The following is a 16,303-nucleotide window of genomic DNA, read 5'->3' on the forward strand; positions in this document are numbered from 1 at the left end:
TGTGGAAACCCCTAGGGACAGCCTCTCTGGCTGAGCCTATAATTTTCGGTTCTGTTGTTCACCTCAAAGAGAAGATTATATGGCTCAACCAATGGATCAGCGCTTCAGGCAGGCCGCCCTTGAATATCATGAATTTCCAAAGCCTGGGAAATTGCAGATTTCGGCGACTAAAAGCTTGGTCAACCAGCGTGACTTGGCTTTGGCCTATTCTCCCGGTGTTGCAGCAGCCTGCGAAGAAATCGAAGCAGACCCGTCTACTGCGGTGCGTTATACCGCCAAAGCAAACCTGGTGGGTGTGGTCACCAACGGTACGGCCGTGCTTGGTTTGGGTAACATCGGCCCACTGGCCGCCAAGCCAGTGATGGAAGGCAAGGCGGTGTTGTTCAAGAAGTTCGCCGGTATCGATGTGTTTGACATTGAAATCAACGAGAACGACCCCGACAAGCTGATTGAGATTATTGCCTCGCTGGAGCCCACATTTGGCGGCATCAACCTTGAAGACATCAAGGCGCCTGATTGCTTCAAGGTAGAACGTGCCTTGCGTGGGCGCATGAATATTCCTGTGTTCCACGACGATCAGCACGGCACCGCAATTGTGGTGGGTGCAGCCATTTTGAATGGCCTCGAGGTGATCGGCAAGAAACTGGATGAAGTGAAATTTGTGGTGTCTGGCGCGGGTGCTGCGGCATTGGCTTGCCTGGAGTTGCTGGTTGAGTTGGGCTTGCCGCGCAAAAACGTGTGGGTCACCGACATTGATGGCGTGGTTTACAAAGGCCGCACCACCAATATGGACCCTGATAAAGATTTATTTGCACAAGACACCACAGCTCGCACTTTGGCCGACGTAATCAAAGAAGCGGATGTATTTTTGGGTTTGTCTGCCGGCGGTGTGCTGAAGCAAGACATGGTGCGGGCCATGGCAGCCAAGCCTTTGATTCTGGCGCTGGCCAACCCCACACCTGAAATTCTGCCCGAGCAGGTCAAGGAAGTTCGCGACGACGCCATTATGTGTACAGGCCGCACCGACTATCCGAACCAGGTGAACAATGTATTGTGTTTCCCCTTTATTTTCCGGGGTGCACTCGATGTGGGTGCAACCACAATTACCAAGGAAATGGAAATTGCAGCGGTTCGTGCCGTGGCAGAGCTGGCTCGTAAAGAGCAATCGGATGTGGTCGCTTCTGCGTACCGAACCCAAAACCTGAGTTTTGGTCCTGAATACCTGATTCCCAAACCCTTTGACCCTCGCCTGATTGTTCACATTGCGCCAGCGGTTGCCAAAGCAGCCATGGAAAGCGGCGTTGCAACCCGCCCAATCGCAGACCTGGAAGCTTACAAAGATCAGTTGCAGCAGTTTGTGTACCATTCCGGTACCTTCATGAAGCCGATTTTTGCGGTGGCCAAACGTTGTGTGGCTGAAACACCGCAAACCTCCCGCATTGTGTTTGCTGAAGGTGAAGACGAACGCGTGATGCGTGCAGTGCAGGTGGTGGTGGATGAAGCCATTGCCAAGCCCATCATGATTGGTCGCCCCGCAGTGATTGAGCGTCGTCTTGAGCGCTTTGGTTTGCGCATTAAAGCGGGCGTTGATTTTGAGTTGATCAACCCCGAGTACGATGAGCGCTACAAAGACTACTGGCGCATGTATCACGACTTGACCAAGCGCAAGGGTGTGACCGAGGCTTACGCAAAAATTGAAATGCGTCGTCGCAATACGCTGATTGGTTCAATGATGATTCACAAAGGCAATGCAGACGGCATGATTTGTGGCACCTTCGGCACCCATTCCCTGCATTTGCATTACGTAGACCAAGTGCTGGGTCGCCGTGCAGGCTGCAATACCTACGGTGCAATGAATGGCCTGATGTTGACCAATCGTCAGGTGTTTTTGGTCGATACCCATGTGAACTACGACCCCACTGCCGAACAAATTGCTGAAATTACATTGATGGCGGCTGAGGAAATGTTGCGTTTGGGTGTTCAACCCAAGGCCGCATTGCTGTCCCATTCCAACTTTGGTTCGAGCAATCAACCCTCTGCCGTGAAAATGCGTGAAGCGCTTCAAATTCTCCGCAACATTGCGCCATGGCTCGAAGTCGACGGCGAGATGCACGGCGATTGCGCCATTGACGAACAGGTACGTAACACCATTTTCTCGGGTTCTACCCTGACTGGTGAAGCCAATTTGCTGGTATGCCCAAATATTGACGCGGCCAATATTTCCTACAACTTGCTGAAGTCAGCTGCGGGCAATGGCATTGCGGTGGGTCCAATTTTGTTGGGCTCTGACAAACCGGTTCACATTTTGACGGCGTCGGCCACGGTTCGTCGTATCGTCAACATGACCGCACTGACAGTGCTCGACTCAAACTCAGAGCGGGTTAGTTCAATTTAAACCCGTACTTTAAAACAACAAATGGGCGTGCAAGACACGCCTGTTTTTGTTTTAACTTACCCAAAATGTGTCGCACAATGGTTTCATGAGCGAACACGACACATTTCACAGTGAAGACCATGATGACATCACCGGACTGGTGTTGTCAGGCGGTGGTGCGCGGGCCGCCTACCAAGTGGGTGTGCTGCATCAGCTTGCCAAGTGGTTTGAACAAGAAAACAAGCGCGAGTTTGATTTTCCGTTCAAGATTTTGTGTGGTACGTCGGCCGGGGCAATCAATGCCGCAGCGCTTGCATGTGCTGGGCGCAACTTTTACCAGTCCACTGATCGAATGCTCAAGGTCTGGGAAAACTTCAGTTCTGAGCAAGTATTCCGGTCTGATTCGCTTGGCATTATTCGCACAGGCGCGCGCTGGTTGTCGGCGCTTTCAATTGGCTGGATGTTGCGCAAGCGTCCGAAGTGTTTGCTCGACAATTCCCCCCTGTCTCATTTAATGCACCAGTTGCTGCATTTTCGCAGGTTGGACGAGGCGCTCGAGAACGGTACCATTCACGCCTTGGCTGTGACTGCATCCAGTTACAGTTCGGGGCGCAGCGTGACTTTTTTCCAAACCCAGAGAGCCATCGAAAGTTGGGCGAGAACGCAGCGTGTGGCGTTGCCAGACCGAATCACGGTTGAGCATCTCTTGGCCTCCGCAGCAATTCCTTTTGTATTTCCAGCCGTAAAACTGAACATTGAAGGGCAAATGGAGCATTTTGGTGATGGGTCCATTCGTCAGCTTGCACCCATTAGTCCAGCGATTCATTTGGGGGCAAACCGGGTGATGGTGATTGGTTCGAGTCAGTCAGACAAGGACCATACCCAGCCTGTTGAAGTTCAAAACGCTTATCCCAGCTTGGCTCAAATTGCGGGCCATGCAATGGCGTCCATTTTCCTGGACAGTTTGTCGATTGACATTGAGCGCCTGAGCCGGGTGAATAAAACCTTGGGTTTGTTGCCGCCCGAGATGGCGGACAAAACCACATTGAAACCGATCGAGTTGTTGGTCATTTCGCCCTCGGAGCGAATTGATGAGATTGCAGCACGTCACACTCAAGACCTGCCAAGACCAGTGCGTACCTTGTTGTCCGCTTTGGGAGCTACCGAGGCCAGTGGTTCGTCATTGGCCAGTTATTTGCTGTTCGAGTCAAATTACACGCGCGAGCTGATTCGCATGGGTATCGCCGATACGATTGCCAAGCGAGAGGCCGTGTTCGAGTTCTTTCATCTGGGTCAGTCTGGCCGCTGAGTTCCGCGCAAAGCCGCGTTACAATTGACGCTTCGAGGCAGTTCGGGCGTTTTCTTTCCATGTACTCACCTTTGGTTTCCGCTGCTTGGCATGCCAGGATGACTCACGCCGAAGGTGCGGATGGCCTTTGTGTGGCGCATGGCAAGCCTGTTCGAGTGCTCAGTACCTTTGACCCAGGTCAGGTGCGCACCCTGATCGAGCAAGCGCACGATTTGTCCAATCAAGGTTTGTATGTGGTGGGCGGCTTAAGTTACGAGGCTGCGTCAGCATTCGATCCTGCCTTGATTGTTTGTGACTCACCCGACTTCCCCTTGCTGGAATTTCATGCTTTTGCGCCGACTCAGGTGAGTTTGCTGGGTAGGTGTGACTTGCAACGTCTTCCTCTTGACCACGCATTGTTGCCGTGGCTGGATCAACAAAACTACGACAATTATCATGACACCTACCAGCAGGTGCAGCAGGCCATTGAGGCGGGCGAGTTTTACCAAATCAACCTGACGACGCGGCTGAAAGCAGACAATCCCAAGTTGGATGCGTGGGCGTTATTTCAGCACCTCTATGCCAGTCAGCCTGCACCTCAAAGTCTGTTTTTGCGCGGAAGCACATTCAATGCGATCAGCCTGTCGCCCGAGTTGTTTTTTAGCTGGGATGGCAGCGAATTGCAGACTGCGCCGATGAAGGGAACCCGCCGACCTGTGGCGGGTAGTCTGGATGTGCTTAGCGACAGCGAAAAGGATCGTGCCGAGAATGTCATGATTGTCGATCTGTTGCGAAACGACATGGCCAAAATATGCCAACCCAAGTCGGTGCAGGTGCGTTCGCTTTTCGATGTGATGCATTTGCCCACAGTGGACCAAATGACGTCCAGTATTTCCGGGCGAACTTTGCCAAATGCTACTTTGGCCGATTTGTTTGCGGCCTTGTTTCCTTGCGGCAGTGTGACTGGTGCGCCCAAGTCGCAGGCCATGCTGCGAATTTCGCAGTGGGAGCGATCCCCACGAAAATTGTATTGCGGCGCTTTGGGCGTGTTGAGCCCGGGCGGCCATGCACATTTCAATGTGCCCATTCGTACAGTTATAGAGCAAGCCGATGCGTTGGAATACGGTGTGGGTAGCGGCATTACCTGGTATTCCACAGCGCGAGATGAAAAAAAAGAGTGGTGGCAGAAAACCACTTTTCTACGGGAAGCCACTTGCGATTTTCAGGTGCTTGAAACCTTGCGCCTGGAACAAGGGCAGTGGCTCAATCTCGATGAGCATGTCAGTCGAATGTCGGCTTCGGCCAATCGGTTTTCTTTTCTGTGTGAAGAACACTTGATCCGTCAGAAATTAGGAGACATCGCAAGCGAGAATGCCCAAGGTCTTTTTCGCGCGCGTTGTTTACTGGATGCCCGGGGTGAGTTGACCGTCGAGTTGCATGAATTCAATGTGAATCCATTGCCCGTTGTTGTGCGGTTGGCTGATTCACCCATGCGGGGCAAGCCCGAGTTCGTTCTTCACAAAACCACCTATCGACCTGAGTATTCGTATTTTCAGAATCAGTCCAATGGCGCGTTCGATGTGCTCCTCTTCAGCCCCCAGGGTTTGATTACCGAAACCTGCCGGTGCAATGTGGTGCTGAAAATTGGTGGCGAGTGGTTAACGCCACAAATTAGTGAAAGTGCCGATACTTATTTGTTACCCGGGGTGTTGCGGGGGCACCTTTTAAGGGAAAATACGATTCGGCAAACCACACTGAATGTGCAAGACTTGCAACGCGCTGATGAAGTGTGGCTGATCAATAGCTTGCGAGGCTGGGTGCCCGTGGCAAAAGTGGTTGATGCACATGACTCGGTGCTTTTTTCTGCCAACTAAAAATAAATAATAATCAAAAAGGGATGTGAAATGAACCCGACCACCATAGAACTGATTGGCGCAATTTTGTTTGCCATCGCAGTCATTCATACTTTTTCTACCAAATACTTTGAGCGCCTGGCACACACGCAACCCAATCACGCTGGCCTGTGGCATTTGCTCGGTGAGGTCGAGGCCGTATTTGGTTTCTGGGCCATGGTGCTTGTGGTGTTCATGTTTTTCATCATTGGGCAAAGTGGTGCCGTTGAGTACATTGACACGCGCAATTACACCGAACCTTTGTTTGTGTTTGCCATTATGGTGATTGCTGGAAGCAAGCCAATTCTGGTGCTGGCTGGTCGCATTGTGCGTGTGGTGGCATCGCTCATTCCGATCGACAGGCAAGTGGCTTACTTTTTCACCACCTTGTCGATTGTGCCGCTGCTGGGCTCTTTCATCACCGAGCCTGCGGCCATGACCCTTGCCGCCTTTTTGTTGCGTGACCGGTTTTACACGCAGGGCATTAGCAACAAGTTGATGTACGGCACATTGGGTGTGCTTTTCGTGAACATTTCAATCGGTGGAACATTGACCCCTTTTGCCGCACCGCCCGTGCTGATGGTGGCTGCCAAGTGGGGTTTTGACATGCAGTACATGCTGACCATGTTTGGCTGGAAAGCAGCGATTGCCGTGTTTGTGAATGCGACGGCACTCACCTTTCTGTTTGCCAAAGAACTGACAGCCATGAAAAAGCCCGCTGAAAACGGCCCCAAAGAAGACATGCCATTTTGGGTCATCGCTACGCACTTGCTATTTTTGGTTGGTGTGGTGGTGTTTGCTCACCACGCAGCCATGTTCATGGGTTTATTTCTTTTCTTCCTTGGTTACACGTCGGCTTACAGCCGTTATCAAGACAAATTGATTTTGAAAGAAGGTTTGATGGTTGCGTTTTTCCTGGCAGGCTTGGTGGTGTTGGGAGGCATGCAAGCGTGGTGGCTGCAAGACACATTGAAAGGCATGAGCCCGACCGCGCTTTACTATGGGGCAACTGCATTGACAGCGATTACCGACAACGCGGCACTCACCTATCTTGGTTCGCTGGTCGAGGGCGTGAATGACCAGTTTAAGTATGCGCTGGTGGCTGGCGCGGTAACGGGTGGCGGTTTGACCGTAATTGCCAACGCGCCAAACCCTGCAGGCTTTGCCATTTTGCAAAAGTATTTCAACGATGGATCAATTAATGCTGGCAAGTTGTTTTTAGCCGCACTTGCCCCTACGCTGGTGGCAGTTGTAGCTTTTCAGTTCTTTTAAACCGCTTTCGGGAATTTTGCTTTGAGCGAACAAAACATCGATTATCACGATCAAGAGCCAGTCATCGAGCTGCCTCATGATCTCGATGATGCACAGCGGGCTTTGGCCGAAGTGCAGGCCATGTTGCGCAAACAAAGAGTAATCGAGAGTGTTGTTCACAATCAGCAAACTACCGTAAATCCCGAGCGGCAAAGTTTGGTCGAGGAGCTGGTGCACCGCCAACACCTGACCGAACTTGGTAACAAGTTGTACTTGTTGCACCCCGCAGACGTGGCTTATGTGCTTGAAAGCCTGCCGCAAGAAGACCGTATGTTGGTGTGGGGCTTGGTCCGTTCTGACCGCGACGGTGACATTCTTCTCGAGTTGAGTGATGCAGTTCGGGAAACGTTGATCAAGTCCATGGACAGCGAAGAACTGTTCGCTGCCACTGAGTCGCTTGATGCCGATGAAATTGCGGAACTTGCCCCCGACCTGCCGCGCGATGTGGTGGAGAAACTGGCCAGCAGCTTGAGCCTTGAGGAGCGCGAACAATTGCGCGCCGCCATGAGCTACCCCGAAGACACCGTGGGTGCGCGGATGGACTTCGACATGGTGACCATTCGCGACGACGTAACGCTTGAAGTGGTGTTGCGTTACTTGCGCCGGTTTGACGAGCTGCCTGATCAAACCGACCAGGTGTTTGTGGTGGACCGCGTGGATCATTTCAAGGGCAGTTTGCCTTTGGACCGCTTGCTGGTGAACGAGCCCGAAACCTTGGTAAGCGAGGTGATGAGCCGCGAGGTGCTGATGCTTTCAGCGTTGGACGATGCTTATGAGGCTGCCCAGGCTTTCGAGCGATACGACCTGGTGTCTGCCCCTGTACTCGATCCATCGGGCAAGTTGATCGGCCGTTTGACCGTGAACGAAGTGGTGGACGTGATTCGTGAAGAAAGCGAAGCTGATTTGCTCTCGAGCGCCGGTTTGCGTGAAGAAGAAGACTTGTTTGCGTCGGTGTGGGAGTCGGCCAAAAACCGGTGGTTGTGGTTGGGTTTGAACCTTTGCACTGCATTTTTTGCCAGTCGTGTGATCGATACATTTGAAGGCACAATTGCGAAAGTGGTGGCCTTGGCCACCCTGATGCCTATTGTGGCTGGCATTGCAGGTAATTCGGGCAACCAGACCATGACCCTGATGATCCGCTCCCTGGCATTGGGTCAGGTCACGGCAGCCAACTTCAAGTTGCTGTTGAAAAAAGAACTGGCGATCGCCGGGTTGAATGGATTGGTGTGGGGCAGTGTGGCGGGCCTGGCGGCCTGGGGGCTGTACTTCGGGTCGCCCAATGCGGTCATGTTGGGTTTGTTGATGACACTTGCAGTGATGCTAAACCTTTTGGTTGGTTCCTTGATTGGGGTCATGGTTCCATTGGGACTCGAGAAAATGGGCCGTGATCCTGCCATGGGCTCATCGGTGCTGTTGACATTCACGACCGACAGCATGGGCTTTTTCATCTTCCTGGGACTGGCCTCCCTGTTCTTTTAAGGCTGCGGCAGCACATGCCTTTTGTCTCTATCGTCATGCCGGTGTACAACGAGGTGCCGGGCCCCGGTGACGATTCATTGTCGGTTCGAATTCATGCACTTATTGAACTGCTGAGGCAGGGCGACGAGTTGTTGTTGGTCGATGGGGGCTCCACTGACCACAGTTGGGCCACCTTGCAATTGTTGGCTGTTCACCCGCAAGTGACTCTAATTCAAAGCGGTAAGGGGCGCGCGCAACAAATGAATTCGGGTGCAGCTCAAGCCCGTGGCGAGGTTCTTTTGTTTTTACATGCCGATACCGTGTTGAATTCTGAAGCCTGGTCGGCTTTGTTGACGAAGCTGAATGAATGCCTGTGGGGTCGGTTTGACGTGCGCATCGAAGGCAAAAGTGCCTGGTTGCCCGTGGTGGCCTGGTTCATGAATCGTCGATCAAGGCTCAGCAAAATTGGTACAGGTGATCAGGCCTTGTTTGTTAGCCGAGCGCTTTTCAATCGCGTTGGGGGGTTTCCGGATCAGTCTTTGATGGAAGACATTGAATTGTGCAAGCGCCTGAAGCGAGTCGCACCGCGACAATTCCTTGCCATTTCCTCTCCGGTATTCACCTCGGGGCGTCGCTGGGATTTAAATGGTGCTTGGGCAACTATTCTATTGATGTGGCGTTTCCGATTTTTGTATTGGCGCGGTGTGTCGGCTGAGACTTTGGCAAAGCTGTATGCAGACACTCGGCAAAAGTCACCTTTGACGGTGGCCGTATTTGCCAAGTACCCGTATCCTGGGCGAGTTAAAACAAGATTGGCGCCATTGCTCGGTGCTGAACAATGCGCCGCATTTGCGCGATACCTGTTGTTGAGTACCTTGGATAAACTACAAGGCATGAACGTGGTCTTGTGGACCGACGGCGGAAGTGATCAGCAATGGGCTGAGTTGCTGCGTGGCAGGGCAGTGCAGCGTTGTGTGCAGCCAGAAGGGCATTTGGGCAAACGAATGCAAACTGCCGTTGAAACTCATTTAAAGCGCAGTGAACTGGTGGTGCTACTGGGGCCAGATGCGATCGAGTTTACCCAGGCCGATTTGCATGAATTGCAAAGAGCCGCCAGGCAGTGCGGACTGGCGTTTGTGCCCGCACACGATGGCGGTTATGTGGCCCTGGCGTGCAACCGCAATGTGCCTGAAATTTTCTCTGCCTCCATTGCATGGGGTACCGCCAGTGTGGCTGAGCAAACCCGCGCGGCACTGCAGCAGCACCACTTGTCTGCTGTGTGGTTGCCTTCGCAATTGGACATCGATGAACCCGCTGATCTTGACCGGGCGATTGAATTGGGTTGTTTACCTGTTGATTGGCCAGTGCGTTATCAAGCGACTGAATAGAAATGACGAAAGGTTTTTTTATGATCATTTTGGCGCGAAAAGCACGTGTTTTTAAAGTACCTGCATTGCTTGCTTTGATGGGTGTGTTGAGTGGTGTGAATGCTCAGGACATCAGTTCATTGAAGCCTTGGCCTGCGGAACCCGCTGCGGGAATTCCTGTACCCTGGAAGGCGCAGTACCACCCGGATATTGCTGCGCATACTCAATTCAAATTGTTGAAGCAGGGTGATCAGACGGTGTTGCAAGCGGAGGCTGATATGGCCTACGGGACCTTGGTGCATCCGTTTTCCAAGCCGGTGGTGCTGAAAACTTTGAGTTGGGATTGGCAAGTATTGATGCAGCCGACCAAGGCCAATTTACAAACCAAGGCAGGCGATGATGCCGGAGCGAAGGTGTGTACTTTTATTCAGATTGATGAAGGAAAACTCGGTTTGGGAACTCGCCTCGCTTTGGCTGCGGCGCGTACTTTATCCGGTGAGCGTTTGCCCGCTGCAACCTTGTGTTATGTGTGGGGAACGCCAGGTGAGAAAACAGGGCAAGTGTTTGACAACCCCTACACCGATCGAGTGAAAAACATCGTGATTCGTGATGCTGCAAGCGCCTCCGGCTTGATTTCCGAGAACAGGGATTTGCAGGCCGATGCGCAGAAAGCCTTCGGCAAAGAATTGCCGGAAGGCCCCGTGATGTTCACCGCCATTGCGTTGGGTGCCGATTCAGACAATACCAAGTCGAAAGCCAAAGCCTTGTTTGGTAGTCTCAATGCACAGTGAACACGCCAGTTCAGCCTTGATTCAAATTCATGGTTTTCACAATTCGTTCGCAGTAGCGCGCAATCTGATCAATTTCCAGATTCACCGGGCTGCCAGCCTTCAAGTGTTTGAGCGTGGTCATTTGAACGGTGTGTGGAATCAGGTTGATGTGAATGTCGCATTCACCTGTGGCATGGTCGTCCACTTTGTTGACGGTCAAACTAACGCCGTTTACTGTCACTGAGCCCTTGTAGGCAAAGAACGGCGACAGGGTTTTCGGCGCGCGAATTTGCAGGTGCCAGCTTTCACCCACGGGTGAAAAATCAACCACGTCACCCAGTCCGTCGACATGACCGCTTACCAAATGCCCGCCCACTCGATCAGACAATCGCATTGCTTTTTCAAGGTTAACCTCTCCCTGCTGGCTCAAGCCCACGGTTTTCGACAAACTTTCCTGCGATACATCGACGTGAAAGGTTTGAGCTTCCATGGCCACCACTGTCATACAAGCGCCTTGAATGGCAATGCTGTCACCCAGTTTTACATCTGAAAAATCGAGCGTGGGTGCATGCACAGCGAGTCGAACTCCCGCGTATGCAGAGTTTTGAAGGGGCTCTACAGTTTTAATTTGTCCAATTGATTCAATGATGCCGGTGAACATGTTTGCTACTACTCCTGATTATTTCGAACCCACGTAATGCGCAGGTCTTGTCCTTTTTGTTCAAACGAATGAATGGTCCAGTCCACATAGGCGGGCAGGGCATCAAGTTCAGGCAGGCGGAACAGGCCTTGGCCTGGTCCCAGGAAGCGCGGGGCAATGTATTGAACGATTTCATCCACCAACCCGGCTTGCAGGAAAGACCCGTTCAATCCAAAACCTGCCTCAAGATGAAGTTCATTGATGCCACGTGCGGCCAGTTCTTGCAACAGCCGCAACAGGTCGGTTTTTACTTTGCCTGCATGCAGGCCCGCGGCAACAGGCGCCACGTTCAGTGCTTCGATATTGACGGCATTGGGGTGGGTGCTCAGCCATGCGGGTGGCTGCAGCTCAGTGTGGGCAATCAGCACCTTGCCGGTTTGCAGCAATCGCGCATCGGGCGCTATTTCCAGCTTGCTGTCCACGACCACCTTCAGTGGCTGGCGTTCGGTGTCGATGCCGCGCACATTCAATTGTGGGTTGTCCGCTTTCACTGTGCCAATGCCGCTGAGTACAGCACAGGCCTGCGCACGCAGGTGGTGTCCGTCAAGTCGCGCTTCTTCGCCGGTGATCCACTGGCTTACGCCATTGTTCAGCGCGCTGATGCCGTCTGCGCTGCTGGCTACTTTCAATCGCACCCAGGGGCGCTTGTGTTCCATGCGGCTGAAAAAGCCCCGGTTGATCCAACGGGCATTTTCAATTAAAACGCCATGGGACGTTTCAATGCCTGCTGCTTGCAAAATGGCCATGCCCTGGCCTGCCACCAGTGGGTTGGGGTCGAGTACGGCGGCAACAACCCGTTTTACACCGGTGCCCACCAGCGCTTCTGCGCAAGGGCCTGTGCGGCCATGGTGTGCGCAGGGTTCAAGGGTGACATAGGCTGTGCTGTCTTGCAGGGAAATACCGCGCGCTTTGGCGTCGGCGATGGCTTGCACTTCGGCGTGACCTTCGCCTGCCCTGGCATGAAAGCCTTCAGCAATGGCAACGCCATCGCGTACAAACACGCAACCCACGCGTGGATTTGGCGTGGTGCTGTACTGGCCCTTCCAAGCCAGGTTCAGCGCCTGCTGCATCCAGTGTTCGTCGTTGTGATGAATACTAGCCATGGCCTCAGTTACTTTTAAACGCCTTTTTTGACAGTGGAACGGGCTTTGGGTTTGGGTGCGCTTGCTACGTTCTCGGCAGGTGCGGTCAGGTGGGCAATTTCTTCCGAGAAACTTTGCAGGTCTTCGAAGCTTTTGTAGACCGATGCAAAGCGAATGTAGGCAACGGTATCCAGTTGTTTGAGTTGCTGCATCACCAACTCGCCTAAAAACTTGGTGTCGACCTCGCGCGCTGCGCTCACCAGCAGTTTTTCTTCAATACTTGAAATGGCTTCATCAATGGCCTCGGCGCGAACGGGGCGTTTGCGCAGGGCAAGCATTAAGCTGCCACGCAATTTGTCGCGAGAAAACTCAACTCGGGAGCCGTCTTTTTTGACGATGGCGGGCAGAAACAGTTCTGCCCGTTCGTAGGTGGTGAATCGTTTGCCACAACTGCTGCATTGCCTGCGGCGGCGAATCGCGTCGCCTTCTTCAGACGTACGCGAGTCGACCACCTGGGTGTCGGCGTTGCCACAGAAGGGGCATTTCATAACGCCGCCGCCCCTTGCTTACTTGTAAACAGGGAACTGGCTGGTCAATTCCTTGACCTTGGCACGAACGGTGGCCAATGTGGCTTCGTCCTCTGGGTTTTCCAAAACGTCGGCGAGCAAGTGGCCAACCGCGCGGGCTTGCTCTTCCTTGAAGCCGCGAGTGGTCATGGCCGGGCTGCCCAAGCGAATGCCGCTGGTTACAAATGGTTTTTCAGGGTCATTTGGAATGGCGTTTTTGTTCACGGTAATGTGCGCGTTGCCCAAAGCCGCTTCGGCTGCTTTGCCGGTAATGCCCTTGGCCCGCAGGTCAACCAGCATGACGTGGCTTTCGGTGCGACCAGAGACAATGCGCAAACCGCGCTCGACCAGTGTTTCAGCCAATGCTTTGGCGTTCAATACCACTTGTTGCTGGTATTCCTTGAATGAAGGCTGCAGGGCTTCGTGGAAAGCCACAGCTTTACCGGCGATTACGTGCATCAAAGGGCCACCCTGAATGCCAGGGAAAATCGCACTGTTGATTTTCTTGGCCAGTTCTTCTTTCATCAAGATGATACCGCCGCGTGGGCCACGCAGTGATTTGTGCGTGGTCGATGTACATACATCAGCATGTGGCACCGGGTTGGGGTACACACCCGCTGCAATCAGACCCGCGTAGTGGGCCATGTCCACCATGAAGTAGGCGCCCACTTCCTTGGCAATTTTTGCAAAGCGTTCGAAATCAATGCGCAGTGCATAAGCTGACGCGCCGGCGATGATGATTTTTGGTTTGTGTTCACGGGCCAGGGCTTCAACCTGGTCGTAGTCAATGGCTTCTTCCTTGTTCAGACCGTAGGACACCACGTTGAACCACTTTCCAGACATGTTCAGTGGCATGCCGTGTGTAAGGTGTCCGCCTTCAGCAAGCGACAGGCCCATGATGGTGTCGCCAGGCTGCAGCAAGGCGAAGAACACGGCCTGGTTGGCCTGCGAGCCAGAGTTGGGCTGCACGTTGGCGGCTTCAGCGCCAAAAAGCTTTTTCAGGCGCTCAATGGCCAGGTCTTCAACCACGTCCACGTGCTCGCAACCGCCGTAGTAGCGCTTGCCAGGGTAACCCTCGGCGTATTTGTTGGTCAGCTGTGAACCCTGGGCTTCCATCACGGCTGGGCTCGCGTAGTTCTCAGACGCGATCAACTCGATGTGGTCTTCCTGGCGGGTGGTTTCCTGCTGCATGGCAGTCCACAATTCTGGGTCGGTTTGGGCGATGCCCTTTTGGCGGTCAAACATAACGATTTCCGGAAAGGATTGGGTTCAAGACAAGCCCAACATTCTAAATGATTTCAAGCGATTCGACCATCGACTTCGTCCATGTTTTGGCCAGGTTTATCGTTGTTCAAATGCCCCAGCCAGGCCCACACGGGTACGCTTTTATCGCCTGAAGGCTCAATGTTGATCACGTTCAGGGCGCAGTTGGGCAGTTGCCAGTCACGTTGTTTTTCAAGCGGTTCGCCTGCGCAGTACCGGTAAATACAATCCAGTACACCGCCGTGGGCCACCAACAGCGTGGTACGGCCTTGTTGTTCAGTTGCGATTTGTTGAAATGCAGATACTACGCGCTGGTAAAACTGCTCCAGGCTTTCGCCACCCAACAAGGGTGCATCGGGTACGCGGTTGCGAAGACTGGCAAATTCTTCTGGGCTTTTCTCGTACATTTCATCGCCAGTCAGCCCGGACAGGTGCCCGTAGTTTCGTTCGCGCAGGCTGTTGCTCAACACGATTGCGGGGGTTTTGTCGCCATGAATTGTTTTGGCGGTGGTGTGGGCGCGGCCCAGGTCGCTGCTGACGCAATATTCGTAAAGCTGCATGCCAGCCGCTTCCAGCAGATCAAAATAACGCCGAACAAGTTGGGCCTGCAACACGCCGTGGGTATTCAGGGCAATGTCGGTGTGCCCCTGAAAACGTTTTTCCTTGTTCCAGTCTGTTTCGCCATGGCGCACCAGAATGAAACGGGTGCCATTGGGTTTTTTGCTGACAACGGTTCGGAAATTCGAGGCGTGTGTACTCAATTCAACTGCACCCTTGCGAATCGGCGTTTGCCCACCTGAATCACATGGCTACCTTTGGGCAGGCGGGTTGCTTTGTCAGTCACCTTTTCACCTTCAACTTTTACGCCACCTTGTTGAATGTTCCGGTTGGCGTCGCTGCTGCTTTCACACAGCCCGGCTGATTTCAGTACCCACGCCAAGCCTGCGTCGGTTTCACCCTCCGGCAATTCCAAAACCACTTCGGGCATGTCGTCGGGAAGAACACCCTGCTTGAAGCGGGCTTCAAATTCAGCCAGGGCGTCCACAGCGGCTTGCTGGCTGTGAAAACGGGCCACCAGTTCCTGGGCCAGGGCCACCTTTGCATTGCGCGGATTTTCCCCATTGGCACAGGCGGTTTTAAGGGTTTCGATTTCCGCAATTGATTTGAAGCTGAGCAGGGTGTACCAGTTCCACATTAAATTGTCTGAAATCGACATCACCTTGCCAAACATGTTCGACGGGGTTTCGGTCACGCCCACGTAGTTGTTCTTGGACTTTGACATTTTGTCGACGCCATCCGTGCCCACCAGCAACGGCATGGTCAAAACACATTGCTGGGCCTGCCCGTGTTGTTTCTGAAGTTCACGGCCAACCAGCAAGTTGAATTTCTGGTCGGTGCCGCCCATTTCCAGATCCGATTGAAGGGCCACGGAATCATAGCCTTGCATCAGCGGGTACAGAAACTCGTGAATAGCAATCGGAATACCCCCTTGATATCGCTTTGTAAAGTCTTCCCTTTCCAGCATTCTTGCAACTGTGTAGCTGGAAGCCAGTTTGATCATGCCATCGGCGCCCAAGGGCATGCACCATTCGCTGTTGAACCGAATTTCAGTTTTGTCAGCGTCCAGAATTTTCACAGCTTGCTGATGGTAGGTTTTGGCGTTTTCCTGAATTTGCTCGCGAGTCAACGGTGGGCGTGTGCTGTTTCGACCGGAAGGATCGCCGATCATCGAGGTGAAGTCGCCAATCAGGAAAATAACCTGATGGCCCAGGTCTTGAAGTTGGCGAAGCTTGTTGAGTACCACGGTGTGACCCAAATGAATGTCGGGTGCCGTAGGGTCCAATCCCAATTTGATGCGCAGGGGTTTGCCTGTTTTTTCGCTTTGAACCAGTTTCTGAATCCACTCCGATTCAATTAACAGTTCTTCGCAGCCGCGCTTGGTCACTTCAAGTGCGTGCCGAACGGAATCAGACAAATTCTCAGTAATTTCCGTAATTTTGGGGGGGCTTCTATCAGGTGACTGGTTCATTTGGCAATCCTTTGTTACACTCTTGCAAACTTCAGTGTTGTATTTTTGAAAATAAAGCTGATTGTGGGCGATCGGCTCGTGAACTTTCACACCTCTAAAACTAAAACATGATGCTTCAGAATTTACTAGAGCGAGCAATCGCCGCATGGGGACAGGGTTTTTCTCTTACCAAGCACCTTATCAAGTCGGGGTGGCAATATGCC

General features: G+C 52.9%; 13 protein-coding genes. 7 read left to right on the forward strand and 6 right to left on the reverse strand.

From position 1 onward, the window contains the following. The first annotated feature begins 79 nt into the window (after positions 1-79). From ACVL1J_RS10855 to ACVL1J_RS10885, 7 genes are all read left to right on the forward strand, one after another. Positions 80-2,395, forward strand: a complete 2,316-nt coding sequence (locus ACVL1J_RS10855; protein ID WP_305773823.1) for an NADP-dependent malic enzyme — start codon at positions 80-82, stop codon at positions 2,393-2,395. A gap of 85 nt (positions 2,396-2,480) precedes the next feature. Next, positions 2,481-3,683 (forward strand): patatin-like phospholipase family protein, encoded by a 1,203-nt coding sequence (locus tag ACVL1J_RS10860; protein WP_341236291.1) that lies wholly within the window; start codon positions 2,481-2,483, stop codon positions 3,681-3,683. A 98-nt stretch (positions 3,684-3,781) separates the two neighbouring features. Then, on the forward strand, positions 3,782-5,536 hold the full coding sequence (locus ACVL1J_RS10865) for a chorismate-binding protein (protein ID WP_341236290.1): 1,755 nt from the start codon (positions 3,782-3,784) through the stop codon (positions 5,534-5,536). Positions 5,537-5,566: 30 nt separating this feature from the next. Beyond that, entirely contained in the window at positions 5,567-6,826 is a 1,260-nt protein-coding gene (locus ACVL1J_RS10870) for a putative Na+/H+ antiporter (RefSeq protein ID WP_159572923.1), read from the forward strand. Positions 6,827-6,847: 21 nt separating this feature from the next. Beyond that, positions 6,848-8,344 carry a magnesium transporter gene (gene mgtE, locus ACVL1J_RS10875; protein WP_236550925.1) on the forward strand — a complete coding sequence of 499 codons (1,497 nt, stop codon included), beginning with the start codon at positions 6,848-6,850 and terminating at the stop codon, positions 8,342-8,344. 14 nt (positions 8,345-8,358) lie between these two features. After that, complete coding sequence (locus ACVL1J_RS10880) at positions 8,359-9,711, forward strand: TIGR04283 family arsenosugar biosynthesis glycosyltransferase (protein ID WP_341236289.1); 1,353 nt, start codon at positions 8,359-8,361, stop codon at positions 9,709-9,711. Positions 9,712-9,731: 20 nt separating this feature from the next. Further along, the gene (locus ACVL1J_RS10885) at positions 9,732-10,481 is read left to right on the forward strand and encodes a DUF3047 domain-containing protein (RefSeq protein WP_341236288.1); all 750 of its coding nucleotides are present in this window, start codon (positions 9,732-9,734) and stop codon (positions 10,479-10,481) included. Positions 10,482-10,491: 10 nt separating this feature from the next. Here ACVL1J_RS10885 and ACVL1J_RS10890 read toward each other — a convergent pair whose 3' ends face one another. From ACVL1J_RS10890 to tyrS, 6 genes are read right to left on the reverse strand one after another with little or no spacing between them, the layout of a single operon-like run. Further along, positions 10,492-11,121: a riboflavin synthase gene (locus tag ACVL1J_RS10890; RefSeq protein ID WP_341236287.1), complete on the reverse strand. Its 630-nt coding sequence runs from the start codon at positions 11,119-11,121 to the stop codon at positions 10,492-10,494. A gap of 8 nt (positions 11,122-11,129) precedes the next feature. Beyond that, entirely contained in the window at positions 11,130-12,263 is a 1,134-nt protein-coding gene (gene ribD, locus ACVL1J_RS10895) for a bifunctional diaminohydroxyphosphoribosylaminopyrimidine deaminase/5-amino-6-(5-phosphoribosylamino)uracil reductase RibD (RefSeq protein WP_341236286.1), read from the reverse strand. Between the two features lie 14 nt (positions 12,264-12,277). Further along, positions 12,278-12,790 carry a transcriptional regulator NrdR gene (nrdR, locus tag ACVL1J_RS10900; protein ID WP_159568265.1) on the reverse strand — a complete coding sequence of 171 codons (513 nt, stop codon included), beginning with the start codon at positions 12,788-12,790 and terminating at the stop codon, positions 12,278-12,280. 18 nt (positions 12,791-12,808) lie between these two features. Further along, positions 12,809-14,053, reverse strand: a complete 1,245-nt coding sequence (gene glyA, locus ACVL1J_RS10905) for a serine hydroxymethyltransferase (RefSeq protein ID WP_159568266.1) — start codon at positions 14,051-14,053, stop codon at positions 12,809-12,811. Positions 14,054-14,106: 53 nt separating this feature from the next. Then, positions 14,107-14,832 carry a histidine phosphatase family protein gene (locus tag ACVL1J_RS10910; protein ID WP_341236285.1) on the reverse strand — a complete coding sequence of 242 codons (726 nt, stop codon included), beginning with the start codon at positions 14,830-14,832 and terminating at the stop codon, positions 14,107-14,109. Then, positions 14,829-16,100, reverse strand: coding sequence for a tyrosine--tRNA ligase (gene tyrS / locus ACVL1J_RS10915; RefSeq protein WP_341236284.1), 1,272 nt, complete (start codon positions 16,098-16,100; stop codon positions 14,829-14,831). Before tyrS ends, ACVL1J_RS10910 begins: the two co-directional genes overlap by 4 nt. Between the last annotated feature and the right edge of the window lie 203 nt (positions 16,101-16,303).

The sequence above is a fragment of the Limnobacter sp. G6BE5S genome (genome assembly GCF_058448965.1).

Coding starts and splice junctions, on each gene's coding strand:
- ACVL1J_RS10855 (WP_305773823.1), top strand. CDS start 80: ATGGCTCAACCAATGGATCAGCGCTTCAGGCAGGCCGCCCTTGAATAT.
- ACVL1J_RS10860 (WP_341236291.1), top strand. CDS start 2,481: ATGAGCGAACACGACACATTTCACAGTGAAGACCATGATGACATCACC.
- ACVL1J_RS10865 (WP_341236290.1), top strand. CDS start 3,782: ATGACTCACGCCGAAGGTGCGGATGGCCTTTGTGTGGCGCATGGCAAG.
- ACVL1J_RS10870 (WP_159572923.1), top strand. CDS start 5,567: ATGAACCCGACCACCATAGAACTGATTGGCGCAATTTTGTTTGCCATC.
- ACVL1J_RS10880 (WP_341236289.1), top strand. CDS start 8,359: ATGCCTTTTGTCTCTATCGTCATGCCGGTGTACAACGAGGTGCCGGGC.
- ACVL1J_RS10885 (WP_341236288.1), top strand. CDS start 9,732: ATGATCATTTTGGCGCGAAAAGCACGTGTTTTTAAAGTACCTGCATTG.
- ACVL1J_RS10890 (WP_341236287.1), bottom strand. CDS start 11,121: ATGTTCACCGGCATCATTGAATCAATTGGACAAATTAAAACTGTAGAG.
- ribD (WP_341236286.1), bottom strand. CDS start 12,263: ATGGCTAGTATTCATCACAACGACGAACACTGGATGCAGCAGGCGCTG.
- nrdR (WP_159568265.1), bottom strand. CDS start 12,790: ATGAAATGCCCCTTCTGTGGCAACGCCGACACCCAGGTGGTCGACTCG.
- glyA (WP_159568266.1), bottom strand. CDS start 14,053: ATGTTTGACCGCCAAAAGGGCATCGCCCAAACCGACCCAGAATTGTGG.
- tyrS (WP_341236284.1), bottom strand. CDS start 16,100: ATGAACCAGTCACCTGATAGAAGCCCCCCCAAAATTACGGAAATTACT.